This window comes from Mesorhizobium sp. B2-3-4 (assembly GCF_006442315.1).
GTDB lineage: Bacteria > Pseudomonadota > Alphaproteobacteria > Rhizobiales > Rhizobiaceae > Mesorhizobium.
In genome coordinates this window covers 151,269-168,211 of record NZ_VFVY01000015.1, presented here as the reverse complement: position 1 = coordinate 168,211, position 16,943 = coordinate 151,269, and the positions used below count along the sequence as shown (strand labels likewise).

Annotated in this window: 14 protein-coding genes; 12 read left to right on the top strand and 2 right to left on the bottom strand. The window is 63.8% G+C overall.

The window, feature by feature from the left end; genetic code table 11:
* The first annotated feature begins 14 nt into the window (after positions 1-14).
* Complete coding sequence (locus FJ967_RS21985) at positions 15-2,000, top strand: conjugal transfer protein TraG (protein WP_140733900.1); 1,986 nt, start codon at positions 15-17, stop codon at positions 1,998-2,000.
* A gap of 7 nt (positions 2,001-2,007) precedes the next feature.
* Entirely contained in the window at positions 2,008-2,442 is a 435-nt protein-coding gene (locus tag FJ967_RS21980) for a ribbon-helix-helix protein, CopG family (protein WP_140733899.1), read from the top strand.
* A gap of 195 nt (positions 2,443-2,637) precedes the next feature.
* Here the strand turns inward: FJ967_RS21980 and FJ967_RS21975 are convergent, their stop codons facing one another.
* Both FJ967_RS21975 and FJ967_RS21970 read right to left on the bottom strand, forming a co-directional pair.
* Positions 2,638-5,013, bottom strand: a complete 2,376-nt coding sequence (locus FJ967_RS21975) for a hypothetical protein (RefSeq protein ID WP_140733898.1) — start codon at positions 5,011-5,013, stop codon at positions 2,638-2,640.
* A gap of 129 nt (positions 5,014-5,142) precedes the next feature.
* Entirely contained in the window at positions 5,143-6,714 is a 1,572-nt protein-coding gene (locus FJ967_RS21970; protein WP_140733897.1) for a VPA1262 family N-terminal domain-containing protein, read from the bottom strand.
* 532 nt (positions 6,715-7,246) lie between these two features.
* Here FJ967_RS21970 and trbB point away from each other — a divergent pair.
* From trbB to FJ967_RS21920, 10 genes are read left to right on the top strand one after another with little or no spacing between them, the layout of a single operon-like run.
* Entirely contained in the window at positions 7,247-8,263 is a 1,017-nt protein-coding gene (gene trbB, locus FJ967_RS21965; protein WP_140733896.1) for a P-type conjugative transfer ATPase TrbB, read from the top strand.
* A 35-nt stretch (positions 8,264-8,298) separates the two neighbouring features.
* Positions 8,299-8,592, top strand: a complete 294-nt coding sequence (locus FJ967_RS21960) for a TrbC/VirB2 family protein (RefSeq protein ID WP_245331107.1) — start codon at positions 8,299-8,301, stop codon at positions 8,590-8,592.
* Positions 8,592-8,888 (top strand): VirB3 family type IV secretion system protein, encoded by a 297-nt coding sequence (locus FJ967_RS21955; protein WP_140733895.1) that lies wholly within the window; start codon positions 8,592-8,594, stop codon positions 8,886-8,888. Before FJ967_RS21960 ends, FJ967_RS21955 begins: the two co-directional genes overlap by 1 nt.
* 14 nt (positions 8,889-8,902) lie before the next feature.
* Positions 8,903-11,356 carry a conjugal transfer protein TrbE gene (gene trbE, locus FJ967_RS21950; protein ID WP_140733894.1) on the top strand — a complete coding sequence of 818 codons (2,454 nt, stop codon included), beginning with the start codon at positions 8,903-8,905 and terminating at the stop codon, positions 11,354-11,356.
* The gene (gene trbJ, locus FJ967_RS21945) at positions 11,353-12,111 is read left to right on the top strand and encodes a P-type conjugative transfer protein TrbJ (RefSeq protein WP_246675346.1); all 759 of its coding nucleotides are present in this window, start codon (positions 11,353-11,355) and stop codon (positions 12,109-12,111) included. The genes trbE and trbJ overlap by 4 nt, the downstream gene beginning before the upstream one ends.
* Positions 12,112-12,121: 10 nt before the next feature.
* Complete coding sequence (gene trbK-alt / locus FJ967_RS21940) at positions 12,122-12,517, top strand: putative entry exclusion protein TrbK-alt (RefSeq protein WP_140733893.1); 396 nt, start codon at positions 12,122-12,124, stop codon at positions 12,515-12,517.
* A 1-nt stretch (position 12,518) separates the two neighbouring features.
* The gene (trbL, locus tag FJ967_RS21935; RefSeq protein ID WP_140733892.1) at positions 12,519-13,880 is read left to right on the top strand and encodes a P-type conjugative transfer protein TrbL; all 1,362 of its coding nucleotides are present in this window, start codon (positions 12,519-12,521) and stop codon (positions 13,878-13,880) included.
* Between the two features lie 2 nt (positions 13,881-13,882).
* Complete coding sequence (gene trbF / locus FJ967_RS21930) at positions 13,883-14,566, top strand: conjugal transfer protein TrbF (RefSeq protein ID WP_128287979.1); 684 nt, start codon at positions 13,883-13,885, stop codon at positions 14,564-14,566.
* The gene (gene trbG / locus FJ967_RS21925) at positions 14,563-15,702 is read left to right on the top strand and encodes a P-type conjugative transfer protein TrbG (RefSeq protein WP_246675345.1); all 1,140 of its coding nucleotides are present in this window, start codon (positions 14,563-14,565) and stop codon (positions 15,700-15,702) included. Before trbF ends, trbG begins: the two co-directional genes overlap by 4 nt.
* Complete coding sequence (locus FJ967_RS21920; protein ID WP_181176081.1) at positions 15,699-16,943, top strand: TrbI/VirB10 family protein; 1,245 nt, start codon at positions 15,699-15,701, stop codon at positions 16,941-16,943. The genes trbG and FJ967_RS21920 overlap by 4 nt, the downstream gene beginning before the upstream one ends.

Below are 16,943 nucleotides of genomic sequence, written 5' to 3'. Positions count from 1 at the left end.
AAAGGACCGCTTCTATGTCCGCCGCCAAGATACTCTGGGGCCAGATCCTCGCGGTCGTCGCGATCGTAATTTTCACGACCTGGGGCGCGACGGAGTGGGTGGCCTGGCGCCTGGCTTTCCAGCCCGAGCTCGGCAGGCCATGGTTCCATGTCCTCGGCTTTCCGTTTTACCTTCCGCCGTCCTTCTTCTGGTGGTGGTATGGCTTTGATGCCTACGCGCCGTCGATCTTCGTGGAGGGAGCCTTTATCGCGGCTTCCGGTGGTTTCGCCTGCGTCGCCGTCGCCATAGGCATGTCGGTTTGGCGGGCACGCGAGGCCAAGAAGGTCGAGACCTACGGCTCCGCCCGCTGGGCTGACAAGCAGGAGGTCAAGGCAACGGGCCTTCTCGGCTCCGATGGAGTGGTGCTTGGGCGGTATGACGGCGCCTATCTGCGCCACGATGGACCGGAGCACGTGCTGTGCTTTGCGCCCACACGTTCGGGCAAGGGTGTCGGCCTCGTCGTCCCGTCACTGCTGACCTGGCCGAGCTCGGCGGTCGTCCACGACATCAAGGGAGAGAACTGGCAACTCACCGCGGGCTTCCGCGCCAGGCATGGCCGGGTCCTGCTGTTCGATCCCACCAACCCGAAATCCTCGTCCTACAATCCGCTGCTCGAGGTGCGTCGCGGCGAATGGGAAGTCCGCGATGTGCAAAACATCGCTGACATCCTGGTCGATCCCGAAGGCTCGCTCGAGCGGCGAAACCATTGGGAGAAAACCAGCCACGCTCTGCTGGTCGGCGCAATCCTGCATGTCCTCTATGCCGAGGACGACAAGACGCTTGCCGGCGTCGCCGGTTTCCTCTCCGATCCAGAGCGTCCAATCGAATCGACGCTGTCGGCGATGATGAAAACGGCGCATCTGGGTGAGGGCGGTCCGCACCCGGTTATCGCCAGTGCGGCGCGGGAGCTCTTGAACAAATCCGACAATGAGCGCTCCGGCGTGCTCTCCACCGCCATGTCGTTCCTTGGCCTCTATCGCGATCCTGTCGTGGCCGAGGTCACGCGCCGCTGCGACTGGCGTATCACGGATCTTGTCGACGACAAGCGCCCGACGACGCTCTACCTCGTTGTGCCGCCGTCCGACATCAATCGGACCAAGCCGCTCATTCGCCTCATCCTCAATCAGATCGGTCGCCGTTTGACTGAAGATCTTCAGGTGAGGGCGAAAGGGCACCGGCTGCTCCTGATGCTCGACGAGTTCCCGGCCCTTGGCCGCCTCGACTTCTTCGAGTCGGCGCTCGCCTTCATGGCCGGCTACGGGCTGAAAAGCTTCCTGATCGCTCAATCCCTCAATCAGATCGAGCGGGCATACGGCGCCAACAACTCAATCCTGGACAACTGCCACGTCCGAATAAGCTTTGCCACCAACGACGAGCGCACCGCCAAGCGGGTATCCGATGCGCTGGGAACAGCGACGGAGATGAGGGCCATGAGGAACTATGCCGGCCACCGGCTGTCGCCGTGGCTCGGTCATCTCATGGTCTCCCGCTCGGAGACGGCTCGCCCGCTGCTCACGCCAGGTGAAGTGATGCAGCTTCCCTCCACCGACGAGATTGTCATGGTCTCGGGTGCGCCGCCGATCCGCGCCAGGAAGGCGCGCTATCATGAGGATGCTCGCTTCCGGGAACGTATCCTGCCGCCTCCGGCGTTGGTGGCGGCAGTGGAGGGGAGACCGGACGACTGGACGAAGCTGCCTCTGCCTTCCCGTCCCCGGATTGCCGAAGCCACATCATCGCCCGCCGCCGAGGGTGATGAGGACCTGACCGAATCCGAGCGTCGTCGGCAACCCGAACTCAGTCGCGTCGAGCCGGTCGTGAAGCCATCGACCGAGAACGAATTCGAGATCGATCACCTGGACGACGTAGAGGACGATGTCGCCGGCAACCGTCGACTGACGCGCCTCATGCAAGGCATTGCGCGGCAGGCGTCGCTCGACCCCGGCGATGGTGTGGATATGTGAGGCTCGGATGGCAAAGTCACCCCGAAAACAACGCCTGTCCGTCTATCTCGATCCGAAGGTCATGGGCAGGCTGGCCGAACATGCGGCGCGCCGAGATCTTTCGCGATCGCTGGTGGCGGAGGCAGCCATCGAGTCGTTCCTGTCGCCTGACGCCGCCGAAAGGCAGGAGGCGGCGATCACGAAACGGCTCGATCAACTCGACCGGCGCATGACACGTCAGGAACGCGATCTGGCGATCGCCGTGGAGACGCTGGCCGTCTTCGTCCGGTTCTGGCTGACGACGACACCGGCTTTGCCCGAGCCCGCCGCGCAGGCTGCCCACGCCAAGGCTGGCGAGCGTTATGATGCGTTTGTCACCGCGCTGGGACGTCGGCTGGCGAAGGGGCCAAAGCTGCGGCAGGAGATTTCGGAGGATGTCGATGGTGTATTCGACACCCGCTAATTTAGCCCGGCACACCTGCATGCTAGGTATGTGCACCAATTGAGCAGTAGACGGTCGTTTGGCCCCGGCGTTCGAAAAACACCCAGCTTGCGAGGTGGGGCCCTGGATTAGATGGTCGCGCCGAAGTACTCGGCGACTGCGTCCCGCGCGTTGACCAAATCGCTGGGCTTGGTTTCACCGACACTCGTCGGCAAATCACGACTCATCCTCTGCCCGTACCAGCGCCTGGAGGATGGCAAGGCTTTCGGTCGAAAGACCTCTCATGGCGCCCAGCCCGAGCAGTTCTTCGATTTCGGCAATGAGGTGATTTATATCTCGCCCCGCCAAGGCAGAGGCCTGTGCCAGGGCCGTGGCGTCGATCCCGCCTCTGCGTAGCAACAGAAAAATGCGCGCAGCCAAAGCGTTCGGGGTCAGATAGGGCGCAAGACTCTCGGAGAGCGTCACAGACCCGTCGGGATCCTGCGGCCCATACGCCGCCATGAAAGGGGCGCGAACGAACCCATGCAGAATGAGATTGTCCAATCTTTCGCGCAATAGCCGGTCAACCAGATACGTTTCGAGCGTAGCTCGATAGAGCCGCCCCCACAGCAATCTGGCGCTGCCCGGGTCTTTGTCGAAGAGCAGATCATACAATCGCAGTCCCAGGGCGAGCAAAAAGGGTGCAACATAGATGAGGTCGCTGTCATCATGGACATGCCGGTGAATGCTCCTTTCCCGCAACGGGGTCGCGACCCGCCATAGGCCTTCCCAGCGTTTGAGTGGGTCGGGCTCAACAGCTAGCAGGCCGGCAAGTTGTGTGACACGCCATTGCCCGGGCAGTAGTTCGGTCGACGCGAATTTGGCGATGGCGGAGAGCGAGCGCTCCTTCTCAATGAATTTCTCCAGTAGATTGGCAAGATCGTCGACCGGCGCATCGTGCTCGACTCGGCAAAGAGCGGCGGCGGCGAGCGTGTAGAGATAGTCGTCATTCTCGGCATTCTCGGGAACTACCGCGTCACCAGGAGGCAGCGTTTTCGCTATCGCCTGGATCAACAGCCATTCCGCATAGCGCAGACCATCGCCTAGCTCCGGCAGCCGGTCGGTATCATCGGTGAAGCGCAGGCCAAACTGTTTGACGAGATAGGCGCAGAACCGAAACGCAAGGGTCGCCTCACCGAGGTGCACCAAGTGCTCCGCAAGTTCCGCACCGGCAGTCAAAACTCTGGCTGGTGGCGAGCTGTCGGCAGATCTGTTCTGGATCAAGTCGACACGGTGCAGGTACGCCGGAAGGAGGAGCGGACGTACCTTCGCCCCCGTCCATCGCCTCTCGATGAACGCCGGCCTGGCCGGTGGCAACAAGGCCAGCAATGCGTCAAGACTGTTCACCGCACTCAGACAGGCCTGGACGGGCGCCGGATGTTGGAACGTCTCAAGCAGCTCGACGTAGGTGGAGACGTCGAGGACACGGACCAGATCAAGTACGACAAAGCTATCGGAAAACACGAGTTCGTCCGACAGGTGGTCTTGCCAAAGGTCTTCGACATCTGAGTCGGCCGGCATCGTAGCGAGCAACTGCGCGAAGTCAGCTGCCCGATACCGCGGCACGAACCCTTCTGGCTCGAGATTGAAGCGTTCGACAGTCGCTTCAGCGGCCGCAATCAGGGTCGATTTGTCGTCCCGACTGGCCATGCCTTCGATGAAGCGCTCGTCGAACGCCGCACTACTGACGGGGTCGCGCGACGTGAAGGTAGCGAGCCGCTCGAGCACGTGGTGATCCGGCGTGAGCAGCGCTGCATCGGCCGCCGCCAGCCCGAATAACAAACGCCCAACTTGCGGCTCTTCCAAATGATCGTCGATGGCCGTATCCACGGCATTTGCGGCCGCGCCAAGCATTGCCTTGGCAAGGGATGCCGCGGGTCGGATCTCATGTGCAAGCTTGCGAAAAGCGGACCAACTGAGTTCGTTTGAGGGATCCTGGCCATATGCAAGGAGCCAGTCTCTGACAGTCGCGATTGCATCGGCGGGTCGCGGATATTGTTGGAAGCTCTGCCGCGCTTCCTCAAGGCGGCGTGCATGGTAAGCCTGAACTGAGTCAGGGCCCTCACCGTCATCGGCCATTTGCATCCCTCCAGAGTTCGTCAACCCCGACGCGCGCGTGGCTAGCGCTCCCCAGCCCCGACTGGCCCCGGTTATCGCCCCATGCAAGCCGCCCACAGTTGCTCCGAAGTGCCAGAACTCGTCGTCGACGATTGCCAGCCGGTCGTGCACCGGCGCACCGAGCCTACGCCAGTCCACATTGCCTGGCTGACGCGTAAAGGATGTGCTGAGCCTTGCAGCTCTTACTGCCTGCATTCCCACATCAACATTGGCCAGTTTCGTATGACTGTGAAGCACCTGAAGCTGTTGAACCTCAGACACCTCCATCACCCGTTCGAGCAGTTCTATGAGAACGGCGGGCAAGTGCGGATCGATGATGAGGACCCTGCGTTCGGCCTCTAGCAGGGCGTCGGCGAATTGTGTCAATCCGGCTTTGAGGTTGTCGCCATCCTCGCTTCGCTCAGCTTGGCGATACCTTGCCCACCATGCCGACAACGGCCCCGCTCGGGACGCATCGTTTTGCCCGGTACAAGGCCAGAGGAAGGTCGGCCTTAATTTTTGGGCAGAAACGTCTGCCTCTGGCTGGATGACTGGCGTGTTGCGTGGGCGAAGAGGCATGGCGGTTCAGGTCGCGGACGACGTCGGCAGGCTGTCTTTGCGCCTCGCCTCGATCCATTTGGCAAATGACGTCGCGCCTGTTTGCCAGATTTCCTCGATCGACGCGATGATCGGGGCAGGATCAGGCATACGGATGACAACACCTGCCCGCCGACCAACATCACCAAATGAGTTGCCGGAGAACCAGACCGCCTTGTCGATAACGAGGAACCGATCATGCAGCACCGGAGGATTACCTGGCATCACGCGTATATCCACCGCATCTCGCGCTGCGTCATCGATGAAACCGCCCAATGCCTCTTCCACGAGGGCGCCTTCCTCCTTGCCCGGGTAGTCGGCAGAGGCCTGCCGGAGGAATTCCGCCCCTGTGAGAACCCTGAGCTTGACGGCTGGCCGCAAACGGGCGTGGCCGAACATCCCGAGCTCATGTCCCCCGAAATAGGGATCGACAAAAATCACCCGCTCGCGGGCATCGCCCACAAGATCCTGGAAGAATGCCGCAGCTTCGTCTTGATCGCCATGGAACCAGCGTTGGCCCAACCGGCGGCCGTCCTCGCGGTTGCGCCGGGCCTCCCGCCGCACTGCAAGGGTCACAAGTGGGTTCCCCGTTGCCGGCGTCTGGCCAATGCGCTGGGTCTCTTCGCTTAGCTGATCCACTCTTATGGTTTGCTCGGGCCGGCCACGCCCCGCCAGCACATTAACCTGATGATTGGATGTCCTTGCTGCAAATGTCGTGAAGACAGATTTCAAATACGTCGAAGGTTGCTGGATATCGAGCAGACCGCGCTGCGGACATATTACTGCGAAACCTTCCCTGCCCACTGGGTACGGGTGTTCAAACACGGCAAATGTCTTATCGGTCAATGTAGTGCGTTGAATGAGACCGTAGGCATCGCCACGACGTTCGATCGAGAAAACCTCAAGCCCTTCAAGGCTTGTTCCAGTTCGTGGTTCAAAACGGACAAGCGACCGCTCGCCCCCGGTTTGAGTTTGAGGGACGAAGCGCGGAAATCTTGCCCGATACAATGGATTGGGGGCAACGAGGATCACATCGCCAAGCCAGTCCGTGTCATGGAAGGGATCGAAATGGAGCGCGCTGAGGCAGGCCTGCCTCGCCAAGTCTCTCTCTGCTAGGGCAATTCCCCTAACCAGCCTTTCACTGTCGGCCAGCGAAACCAAACGATGTGAGCGTACGCAGCCGTGCCAATCAGCGAGAAAGGGGGCGGGCTCCCCAACAGCCAAGTGCGGCCAGGGCGGTTCGCCGGCAAACGGTCCCCCCTGCAGGCTCAGGGGGGAACCACCCTGGACTGCGGCACGCGGCGTCGCCAAGTCGCCCCTTGCGCAACGCGCATACCAATCGAGCGCTTCGGTCACGCTAACGACCACGTGCCAGAATTCCAGATGCCGCCTTTGGGATCCAGACAGCTGAACGTGGCTCGGTCCCAACTCAACCGGCTTTGGCATCTCTCGCGGCAATAGCTCTACCATACCGAACAAAATGTCGCGCAATTTGTCCTGGCGAAGAATGGCTAAGCGTATCGTGGCCAACGCGTAGAGATCATCAGCAACTTGAATCATGAGAACCTCCTTAGCGATACTTAGGCGCCCTTTCTATCCCTTAGAGCCCGTGTCGTTCGTTTGGCGGGCGCCGCTGCTGGCTTCCGTCCGAGCCCGAGCGACTTGGCTAGGGTGAAACGCCAGAGTTTCTTCACCGAATTGGTCCGAAGAGTTTTGGCGCGACCCTGCTCGGCCTGCTGAAAGTTCCCAGTTCAAGTTCGATCTACTCGATCTGGAAGGCCAAGCCGCCAGCGCAGTGTTGTCGTATCTCTTGGCCTTGCGGCTTCAGGTCGACCGAGGGATTCGGCACCGGCAACGCCGGCATGGCAATGCATCATGACGCAAGCACGGGTGCGGAAGGCAGGATAGCTGTGGCCAAAAGCGCAAGAAGCGGGCTGACGATCGTAGGGCGCGGGCTCGGACCGCCGATCTCCTGTATTCATACTCTACGCTACGACGCCTCAAGATAGCTGTTGAATCACGTCGAGATCCGGTTCTCTTAATCATCCCCGTCGGGAGGGCATTCATGCCCCCCGGACGAAGCGGGGATAGGATGACAGCGTCGTCACACAACTCGGAAGGTCTCGCTCGCGGCGCACGCATGTTGCGCACAGCGCTCGGACCTGCGATCGCGAGCTATCTCGACGACGCGGGCGTAGTTGAAGTGATGCTCAACCCCGATGGACGCTTGTGGATCGATCGCCTGTCCGAGGGGTTGTCCGATACCGGCGAACGTTTGTCGGCGGCGGACGGCGAGCGCATCGTTCGCCTCGTTGCTCATCATGTCGGTGCCGAAGTCCATACCGGCGCCCCGCGCGTCTCGGCCGAGCTACCCGAGACGGGGGAGCGGTTCGAGGGGCTTCTTCCTCCCGTCGTCGCGGCGCCCGCCTTCGCGATCCGCAAACCCGCCGTCGCCATCTTCACCCTCGAAGATTATGTCGCAACCGGGATCATGTCGGCGCAGCAGGCGCACGCGCTGCGCCAGGGCGTTGCCAACCGCGCGAACATTCTGGTCGCCGGCGGCACATCCACGGGCAAGACCACGCTGATCAACGCGCTGCTGGCCGAGGTGGCCAAGACCGCCGATCGCGTCGTCATCATCGAGGATACGCGCGAGCTGCAATGCGCCGCGCCAAATCTCGTGGCTATGCGCACGAAAGACGGCGTCGCGTCTCTATCTGATCTTGTTCGCTCATCGCTGCGCCTGCGCCCCGACCGCATTCCGGTCGGCGAGGTGCGCGGGGCCGAGGCGCTCGAACTGCTCAAGGCCTGGGGCACCGGCCACCCCGGCGGCCTCGGCACGATCCACGCCGGCAGCGCCATTGGCGCGCTCCGCCGCATGGAGCAGCTTATCCAGGAAGCCGTCGTCACCGTTCCACGCGCGCTGATCGCCGAAACGATCGATCTGGTTGCCGTCCTTTCCGGTCGCGGCTCCGCGCGCCGGCTGTCCGAACTCGCCCGTGTCGATGGCCTTCGCCCGGACGGCGATCACCGGGTCGCGCCAGCCATCCTCGAGGGCGACGACAGCCCGACCTTGCCCATCCAAAGCCCTGAAGGAGAAAATCCGTGATCCAACGCCTGCGCCTTGCGCGCCATCGTCTCGCCATGACCGTTTCCGTTCCCACGCTCATCCTGGTGATGGCCGCGCCCGCTTTTGCCTCCGGCTCGTCGATGCCGTGGGAACAGCCGCTGCAACAGATCCTCCAGTCGATCGAAGGCCCGGTCGCCAAGATCATGGCGGTGATCATCATCATCGTCACCGGCCTGACGCTTGCCTTCGGCGACACGTCGGGCGGCTTTCGCCGGCTCATCCAGATCGTGTTCGGCCTGTCCATCGCTTTCGCGGCGTCGAGCTTCTTCCTCTCGTTCTTCTCGTTCGGCGGCGGAGCGCTGATCTGATGGCGGGCGCTGTCGAACAGGGCGGGTCAATGCCCGATTATGCGGTGCCCGGCTATACGGTCCTCGTACACCGCGCGCTGACCGAGCCGATCCTGCTCGGCGGCGCCCCGCGCGCCATTGCCATCATGAACGGGACGCTCGCCGGTGCCGTTGGGCTGGGGCTGCGTCTGTGGCTCGTCGGCATCGCGATCTGGGCGATCGGCCATGTAGCCGCTGTCTGGGCCGCCAAGCGCGATCCGCTCTTCGTCGACGTCGTTCGCCGGCATCTCCGCATCCCTACGCATCTGACGGCCTGAGAGAGGTCGCGCCGATGATGAACCTTGCCGAATATCGTAACCGTAGCAGCCGGCTCGCCGACTTCCTGCCCTGGGTGGCATTGGTCGGCGCCGGCATCGTCCTCAACAAGGACGGCAGCTTCCAGCGCACCGCGCGCTTTCGCGGACCCGATCTCGACAGCGCCGTGCCGGCCGAACTGGTCGCCGTCGCCGGCCGGCTCAACAATGCCTTCCGCCGTCTCGGCTCCGGATGGGCGATCTTCGTGGAGGCCCAGCGCCATGCCTCGACCCGCTATCCCAACAGCAGCTTTCCAGATGCGGCCTCCACGCTGGTCGATGCGGAGCGAAAGGCGGGGTTTGAGGAGGCCGGCGCGCATTTCGAGTCCAGCTACTTCCTCACACTCACCTATCTTGCACCCGCCGAAGACACTGCGCGCGCGGAAAGCTGGCTCTACGAAGGGCGCGTGAAGAAAGGCCTTGACCCCAATGAGGTGCTGACCGGCTTCGCCGATCGCAGCGACCGCGTTCTGCGGCTTGTCGAAGCCTTCATGCCGGAGTGCCGCTGGCTCGATGACGCCGAGACGCTCACCTATCTTCATGGCTGCGTCTCGACCAATCGCCACCGTGTCCGCGTTCCCGAAACGCCGATGTATCTCGATGCCATGCTGGCCGACCAGCCGCTGAGCGGCGGGCTTGAGCCGCGGCTTGGCGCGTCGCATCTGCGCATTCTCACGGTCACGGGGTTCCCCACCGCGACCACGCCGGGTCTGCTCGACGAACTGAACCGGCTGGCCTTCCCGTATCGCTGGTCGACACGCGCGATCCTGCTCGACAAGACCGATGCGACCAGGCTGCTGACCAAGATCCGGCGTCAATGGTTTGCCAAGCGCAAATCGGTTGCGGCGATCCTCAAGGAGGTGATGACCAACGAGACGTCGGCGCTCGTGGACACCGACGCCGCAAACAAGGCCGCCGACGCAGACATGGCGCTGCAGGAACTCGGCGCCGACTATGCGGGCATGGCCTATGTCACCGCGACAGTGACGGTGTGGGACGATGATCCCCGCACCGCCGACGAAAAACTGCGCCTGGTCGAAAAGGTCATCCAGGGTCGCGATTTCACGGCGATCATCGAAACCATCAACGCCGTCGACGCCTGGCTCGGCAGCCTGCCGGGTCATGTTTACGCCAACGTCCGTCAACCTCCCATCTCCACCCTCAATCTCGCCCACATCATCCCGCTTTCCGCGGTGTGGGCGGGGCCGGAACGGGACGAGCATCTAGCAGCGCCCCCTCTGCTCTTCGGCAAGACCGAAGGCTCGACCCCGTTCCGGCTTTCGCTTCACGTCGGTGACGTCGGCCACACACTGATCGTTGGCCCGACCGGCGCGGGCAAGTCCGTGCTTCTGGCGCTGATGGCGCTGCAGTTCCGCCGCTATGCAGGCTCGCAGGTTTTCGCCTTCGATTTCGGCGGCTCGATCCGCGCGGCGGCACTCGCCATGGGCGGCGACTGGCATGATCTCGGCGGCGATCTCAGCGACGGAGCGGCCGACAGCGTCAGCCTTCAGCCGTTCGCCCGCATTCATGATGTCCCCGAGCGCGCCTGGGCCGCCGACTGGATCGTGGCGATCCTGACGCGCGAGAATGTGGCGATCACCCCAGAGGTCAAGGAGCATATCTGGACGGCGTTGAGCTCTCTGGCGTCCGCGCCTGTCGAGGAGCGCACGATCACCGGTCTGGTCGTGCTGCTGCAATCAAATGATCTCAAGCAGGCACTGCGTCCCTATTGCGTCGGTGGTCCCTACGGCCGGTTGCTCGATGCCGAGCGCGAGCATCTTGGATCGGCGTCGGTCCAGGCATTCGAAGCCGAGGGACTGATCGGAACGGGTGCTGCGCCAGCCGTCCTGTCCTATCTCTTTCATCGCATCGAGGACCGGCTCGATGGCTCGGCAACCCTTCTCATCATCGACGAAGGCTGGCTTGCGCTTGACGATGAGGGTTTTGCCGGCCAGCTCCGCGAATGGCTGAAGACGCTGCGCAAGAAGAACGCCAGCGTCATCTTCGCCACGCAGTCGCTCAGCGACATCGATGGTTCGGCGATCGCGCCGGCGATCATCGAGAGCTGCCAGACCCGGCTTCTGCTGCCCAACGAGCGCGCCATCGAGCCGCAGATCACGGCGATCTATCGCCGCTTCGGCCTCAACGATCGGCAGATCGAGATAATCGCGCGGGCGATGCCGAAGCGCGACTATTACTGCCAGTCCCGTCGCGGCAATCGGCTGTTCGAGCTCGGTCTGTCGGATGTGGCGCTCGCGCTCTGCGCCGTATCCGCCAAGACCGACCAGGCCGCGATCGCCCGCATCGTCGCCGAGCATGGCCGCGACGGGTTCCTCGCAGCCTGGCTGACCCACCGCGACGTGGGCTGGGCCGCTGAACTCGTTCCCGCCCTAACCGGCCCCGCCCTCACCAACAAGGAGAAGTCCCCGTGAAACTGCGCCGTTCCCTTGGCTTGCGGCTCGCTGCCGCCATGCTTGTCGCTCCCGCCGCGCTCTCGCCGATGCTGGCGACGCCGGCACACGCCTTCATCGTCTTCGATCCCTCGAACTATACGCAGAACGTCCTGACGGCAGCGCGCTCGCTCGAGCAGATCACCAACCAGATCACCTCGCTTCAGAACCAGGCGCAGATGCTCATCAACCAGGCCCGCAATCTCGCAAGCCTGCCGTTCTCCTCGCTGCAACAGCTCCAGCAGTCCGTGCAGCGTACGCAGCAGTTGCTCGGCCAGGCGCAGAACGTTGCCTATGACGTCCAGCAGATCGATCAGGCCTTCCAGCAGAAATACGGCAACGTCTCGCTGTCGGCTTCGGATCAGCAACTCGTGGCCGATGCGCGCTCGCGCTGGGGCAACACGGTTGGTGGGCTTCAGGACGCCATGCGTGTGCAGGCGGGCGTCGTCGGCAACATTGACACCAATCGCAGTGAGATGTCGGCGCTGGTCGGCCAGAGCCAGGGTGCGACCGGAGCGCTTCAGGCAACACAGGCCGGCAACCAGCTCCTCGCGCTTCAGGCGCAACAACTCGCCGATCTCACCGCGGTCGTCGCCGCGAACGGTAGGGCGCAGGCGTTGCAATCGGCCGAGCAGGCCACCGCCGCCGACCAGGGCCGAGAACAGCGCCGCCGCTTCCTGACGCAGGGCTCGGGCTACCAGCCCGGCAGTGCGCAGATGTTCTATGGCAAGAACTGAGGCCGGCGCGATGGATGGCAAGATCCTCGCTCGTGTCAGTGCAGTCGTCTTCATCGCGGTCGCTTTGACAGTGACCGCAATCGAGATGAGCAGCAAGGAAGATGAGCCTGACGTCCCTGCGACGCGGGATCGTTCCATCGCGTCAGAAGATCCACTCGCGGCCGAATTGCGCCGCTGTTCCGGGATCGGCGAGACCGGCCCTCGCGATCCCGGCTGTCTGAAAGCGTGGGCAGACAGCCGGCGCCGGTTTCTCGGTCAGCATGACTCGGCAACCGCGCCTGCTCCGGTAGCGCCGACAACGCTGTTTCCGAATGTGCCGGCGTCAGTCGACCGGAAAGAAGGGGAGCGGACGGATGTGACCGCTCCCGCGATGCAGGTCGAGCCGCCCCGGCCGGAGATTCGCTGACATGGGCGGCATGGGCGTCATCGACCATTTCCTCGAAGTCTTCACGCGCTACATCGACGGCGGCTTCGGCCTGCTCGGCGGCGAGGTCGGCTTCATCGCCACGACCCTGATCGTCATAGACGTGACGTTGGCGGCGCTCTTCTGGTCCTGGGGGGCGGACGACGATATCATGGCGCGCCTCGTCAAGAAGACGCTGTTCGTCGGCGTCTTCGCCTATCTCATCTCCAACTGGAACAATCTCGCCCGCATCGTCTTCGAAAGCTTCGCCGGGCTTGGCCTGAAGGCCTCGGGAACGGGTTTTGCCGTCGACGATCTCATGCGCCCGGGCAAGGTGGCGCAGACCGGGCTCGACGCCGGCCGGCCGTTGCTGGACTCGATCTCGAACTTGATGGGCTATTGGTCCTTCTTCGAGAACTTCATCCAGATCGCCTGCATGTTCTTCGCCTGGGCGCTGGTGCTGCTGGCCTTCTTCATCCTGGCAATCCAGCTCTTTGTCACCTTGATCGAGTTCAAGCTGACAACGCTCGCCGGTTTCGTGCTGATACCCTTCGGTCTGTTCGGCAAATCCGCCTTCATGGCCGAGCGGGTGCTCGGCAACGTCATTTCGTCCGGCATCAAGGTGCTGGTGCTCGCCGTCGTCATCGGTATCGGTTCGACTCTTTTCTCCGAGTTCACCGCAGGCTTCAGCGGCAACACGCCGTCGATCGACGACGCCATGGCGATCGTGCTGGCCGCGCTGTCGTTGCTCGGCCTTGGCATCTTTGGACCTGGCATTGCCAACGGTCTCGTCTCCGGCGGCCCGCAACTTGGCGCGGGCGCGGCGGTCGGCACCGGGCTCGCCGCCGGCGGCATGGCAGCAGTGGGCGCCGCGGCCGCCGGCGCCGTCGTGTCCGGCGGCGCGGCTGTCAGCGGCGGTGCAGCAGCGGCCGCCCGTGGCGGTGCCGCCACCGCAGGCAGGGCATCCACAGCCTACAATCTCGGCGCGGCCGGAGACTCTGGCTTTTCCGGTGTCGCATCCGGGCTCGGCGGTGTCATCAGCGCCGGCGCCCAGGGTGCCATCTCACCGCTCAAGCGCGCGGCCAATAATGCGGCAGGCAGCATGAAGCACAGCTACCAGTCCGGCGCTCGCGCCGCCTTCGAGACGACGGGCGGATCATCCACCGCTGGCACAATCGGCGCGGGCACTGGCGAAGCCGGCTCCGCTCCCGTCGCGTCTTCCGTAGCCGAAAGTCAGCCCGCCTGGGCGAAGCGCATGAAGCGCTCGCAACAGATGACCCATGGCGTCCAGGCCGCCGCCCACGCCGTTCGCAGTGGCGACAGCCATGGCGGCGGCTCCTCGATCAACCTCTCTGAAAGAGACTAAGCATGTTCAAACGACCGTCCACGCACTACGGCAGATCCCCACAACCCGAGACGCCCTACCAACGCGCTGCACAGGTCTGGGACGAGCGCATCGGTTCGGCTCGCGTGCAGGCGCGCAATTGGCGTTACATGGCCTTCGGTTGCCTGGCGCTCGCCGCCGGGTTCTCCGCCGCGCTCGTCTGGCAATCCGCCAACGGCTCGATCGTGCCCTGGGTGGTGCAGGTCGATCGTCTGGGCCAGGCGCAGGCTGTCGCCCCAGCGGTCGGCGACTATCAGCCGAACGACCCGCAGATCGCCTTCTACCTGGCGCACTTCATCGAACAGGTGAGGTCGATCCCCGCCGATCCGGTCATCGTGCGGCAGAACTGGCTGCGCGCCTATGACTTCGCGACGCAGGGCGGGGCGCTGGCTCTCAACGACTATGCGCGCGCCAATGACCCGTTCACCAAGGTCGGCAAACAGCAGATCGCCGTCGACGTGTCGTCGGTCATCCGCGCATCCCCAGTGAGCTTCCGCATCGCCTGGGTCGAACGCCGCTATCAGGACGGGTCACTCGCCTCCACGGAGCGCTGGTCCGCCATTCTCACCATTGTCGTGCAGCCCCCGCGCGACGCCGACGCACTGAGGAAGAACCCGCTCGGCATCTACATCAACGCCATCAACTGGTCGAAGGAGCTTGGACAATGACGCCCGCACTCTTCAAGGCCGCCCACTGGGGGTGTCCGGCTTTCCTCATCCACGCAATGCCGGCGTTCCGCAAGATGGCCTTTCCAGCACTGCTGCTTTGCACCTCGGCGCTTGCAGGCTGTGCCACCAGGCAGAAGCCGCCGGAGATTTCCTATGACGATCCGATCCCGGCCGTGCAAGCCGTCGATCCGCCCCCGCCCGTCAAGGTGGTGGAGCTGTCAAAACCGCTGCCGCTTCCAGGTCAGTTGAAGCCGGTCGGCAAGGAGGCAAAGCCCGAGCCGGAACCGTCCGATCCGGCCGCGCGCGTGAACCTGGCCAATGCGGCCGCGCGCATGCAGCCTGTCCGCAACGGGTTCATCAACTCGATGCAGGTCTATCCTTTCGTCGATGGCGCGCTCTATCAGGTCTATGCCTCGCCCGGACAGATCACCGACATCGCGCTCCAGCCCGGCGAGCAGCTCGTCGGCTCCGGCCCCGTCGCCGCCGGTGACACCGTGCGCTGGATCATCGGCGATGCCGAGAGCGGTACGGGCGGGACCAAGCAAGTCCACATCCTCGTCAAGCCGACGCGCGCCGAACTCATAACCAATCTCGTCATCAATACCGATCGGCGCACCTATCACATAGAACTTCGCTCGACGCCGTCGACCTATATGGCCTCGGTCTCCTGGCAATACCCGCAGGACCAACTCATCGCCTTGCGCAGGCAGCACCAGCAGGCTGAGGCTGCACAGCCGGTCTCGACGGGCATCGATCTTTCTCGCGTCAATTTCCGCTACGAGGTGACGGGCGATCGCGCACCATGGCGGCCGTTGCGCGCCTTCGACGATGGCAAGCAGGTGTTCATCGAGTTCCCGCGGGGCATCGGCCAGGGCGAGATGCCGCCACTCTTCGTGGTCGGGCCGGAAGGCGACACGTCCGAGCTGGTGAACTATCGCGTGCGCGGCAACTACATGATCGTCGACCGGCTGTTTGCCGCCGCCGAGTTGCGCTTCGGCGCCGGCAAGAACCAGCAGCGCATCCGCGTCTCCCGCACCGATGGCGTAAGGAGCAGTCGATTTTCATGGATGCCTGGCCCTGGTGAGACCCCGCCAGCGATGAACCTCCGAACAGACAGGGGAGGGTCGTCATCATGAGCGACAGATTGGATCCCGGGAAGGAAGAAGGCCGGGGACCGATGAATGACGCCCGGCCGGAGGCGCCGGTCGAGGAAGACGCCCGGCCGTTGACAGGCGAGCCGGCCGCGGCCATGCGGCTGCGCGCGGAGCCGCCGCGCGTGACGCGTCTGTCACGCAAGGCGCTGGCCGGATTAGGGCTCGCCGCAAGTCTGACTGTCGCCGGAGCGCTGATCTACGCGCTGCAGAACCGTCAGCAAGGCCAGGGTCAGGAGCTCTATTCAACCGACAATCGCTCGACCCCCGATGGGCTCGCCGGCCTGCCGAAGGACTATTCAGGCGTTCCGAAACTTGGCCCACCGCTTCCCGGCGACCTCGGCCGCCCAATCCTCGCCGCACAGAATGGCGGCCCCGCGCTGTCGACAGGCCCCATTGGACCGGACCCGGAGGAGCAACGCCGGGAGCAGGAACTGGAAGCGGCGAGGACCGCGCGTCTGTTCGCGTCCACGCAAACGCGGCCTGCGGGTGAGGCGACTGCCGCTCAGTCTACAACAGGCACCCCGCCACAGCCCGACCTTTCCAGCCTAGGCCTCGCGCCGCAGCCAGCGACGCCCTCGGCACAGGACCGCCAGCGCGCATTCCTCGATCAGCTGCCGGACAAACGCACAGTCTCGTCGGATCGTGTCGCAGCGCCGGCATCGAAAAACGTCCTGCAGGCGGGCGCCGTCATCGCGGCAGCCCTCATCACGGGCATCCGCTCCGACCTGCCGGGCCAGATTACCGCGCAGGTGACGGAGAATGTCTATGACAGCCCAACCGGCCACATCCGTCTCATTCCGCAGGGGACGCGCCTCATCGGCCAGTATGACAATGGTGTCGGCTTCGGCCAGCGTCGTGTGTTACTGGTCTGGACCAGGCTGATTTTTCCGAACGGCCGTTCCATCGTTCTGGAGCGTGAGCCCGGCGCGGATGCCGAGGGTTATGCTGGCCTCGAGGACGGCGTCGACTATCACTGGGGCGAGCTGTTCAAAGCTGCGGCACTTTCCACGGTTCTGAGCATCGGGGCGCAAGCAGGCTCATCGGGCCAGGAGAGCGACATCATGCGCGCTCTTCGCCAGGGCGCTTCCGACAGCATCAGCGAGACAGGCCAGCAGATCGTCCAGCGGCAGCTCAACATAGCGCCGACGCTCACCATCCGACCGGGATTCCCGGTGCGCGTGATCGTCACACGCGATCTCGTGCTCGAACCTTACGGAGGTTAA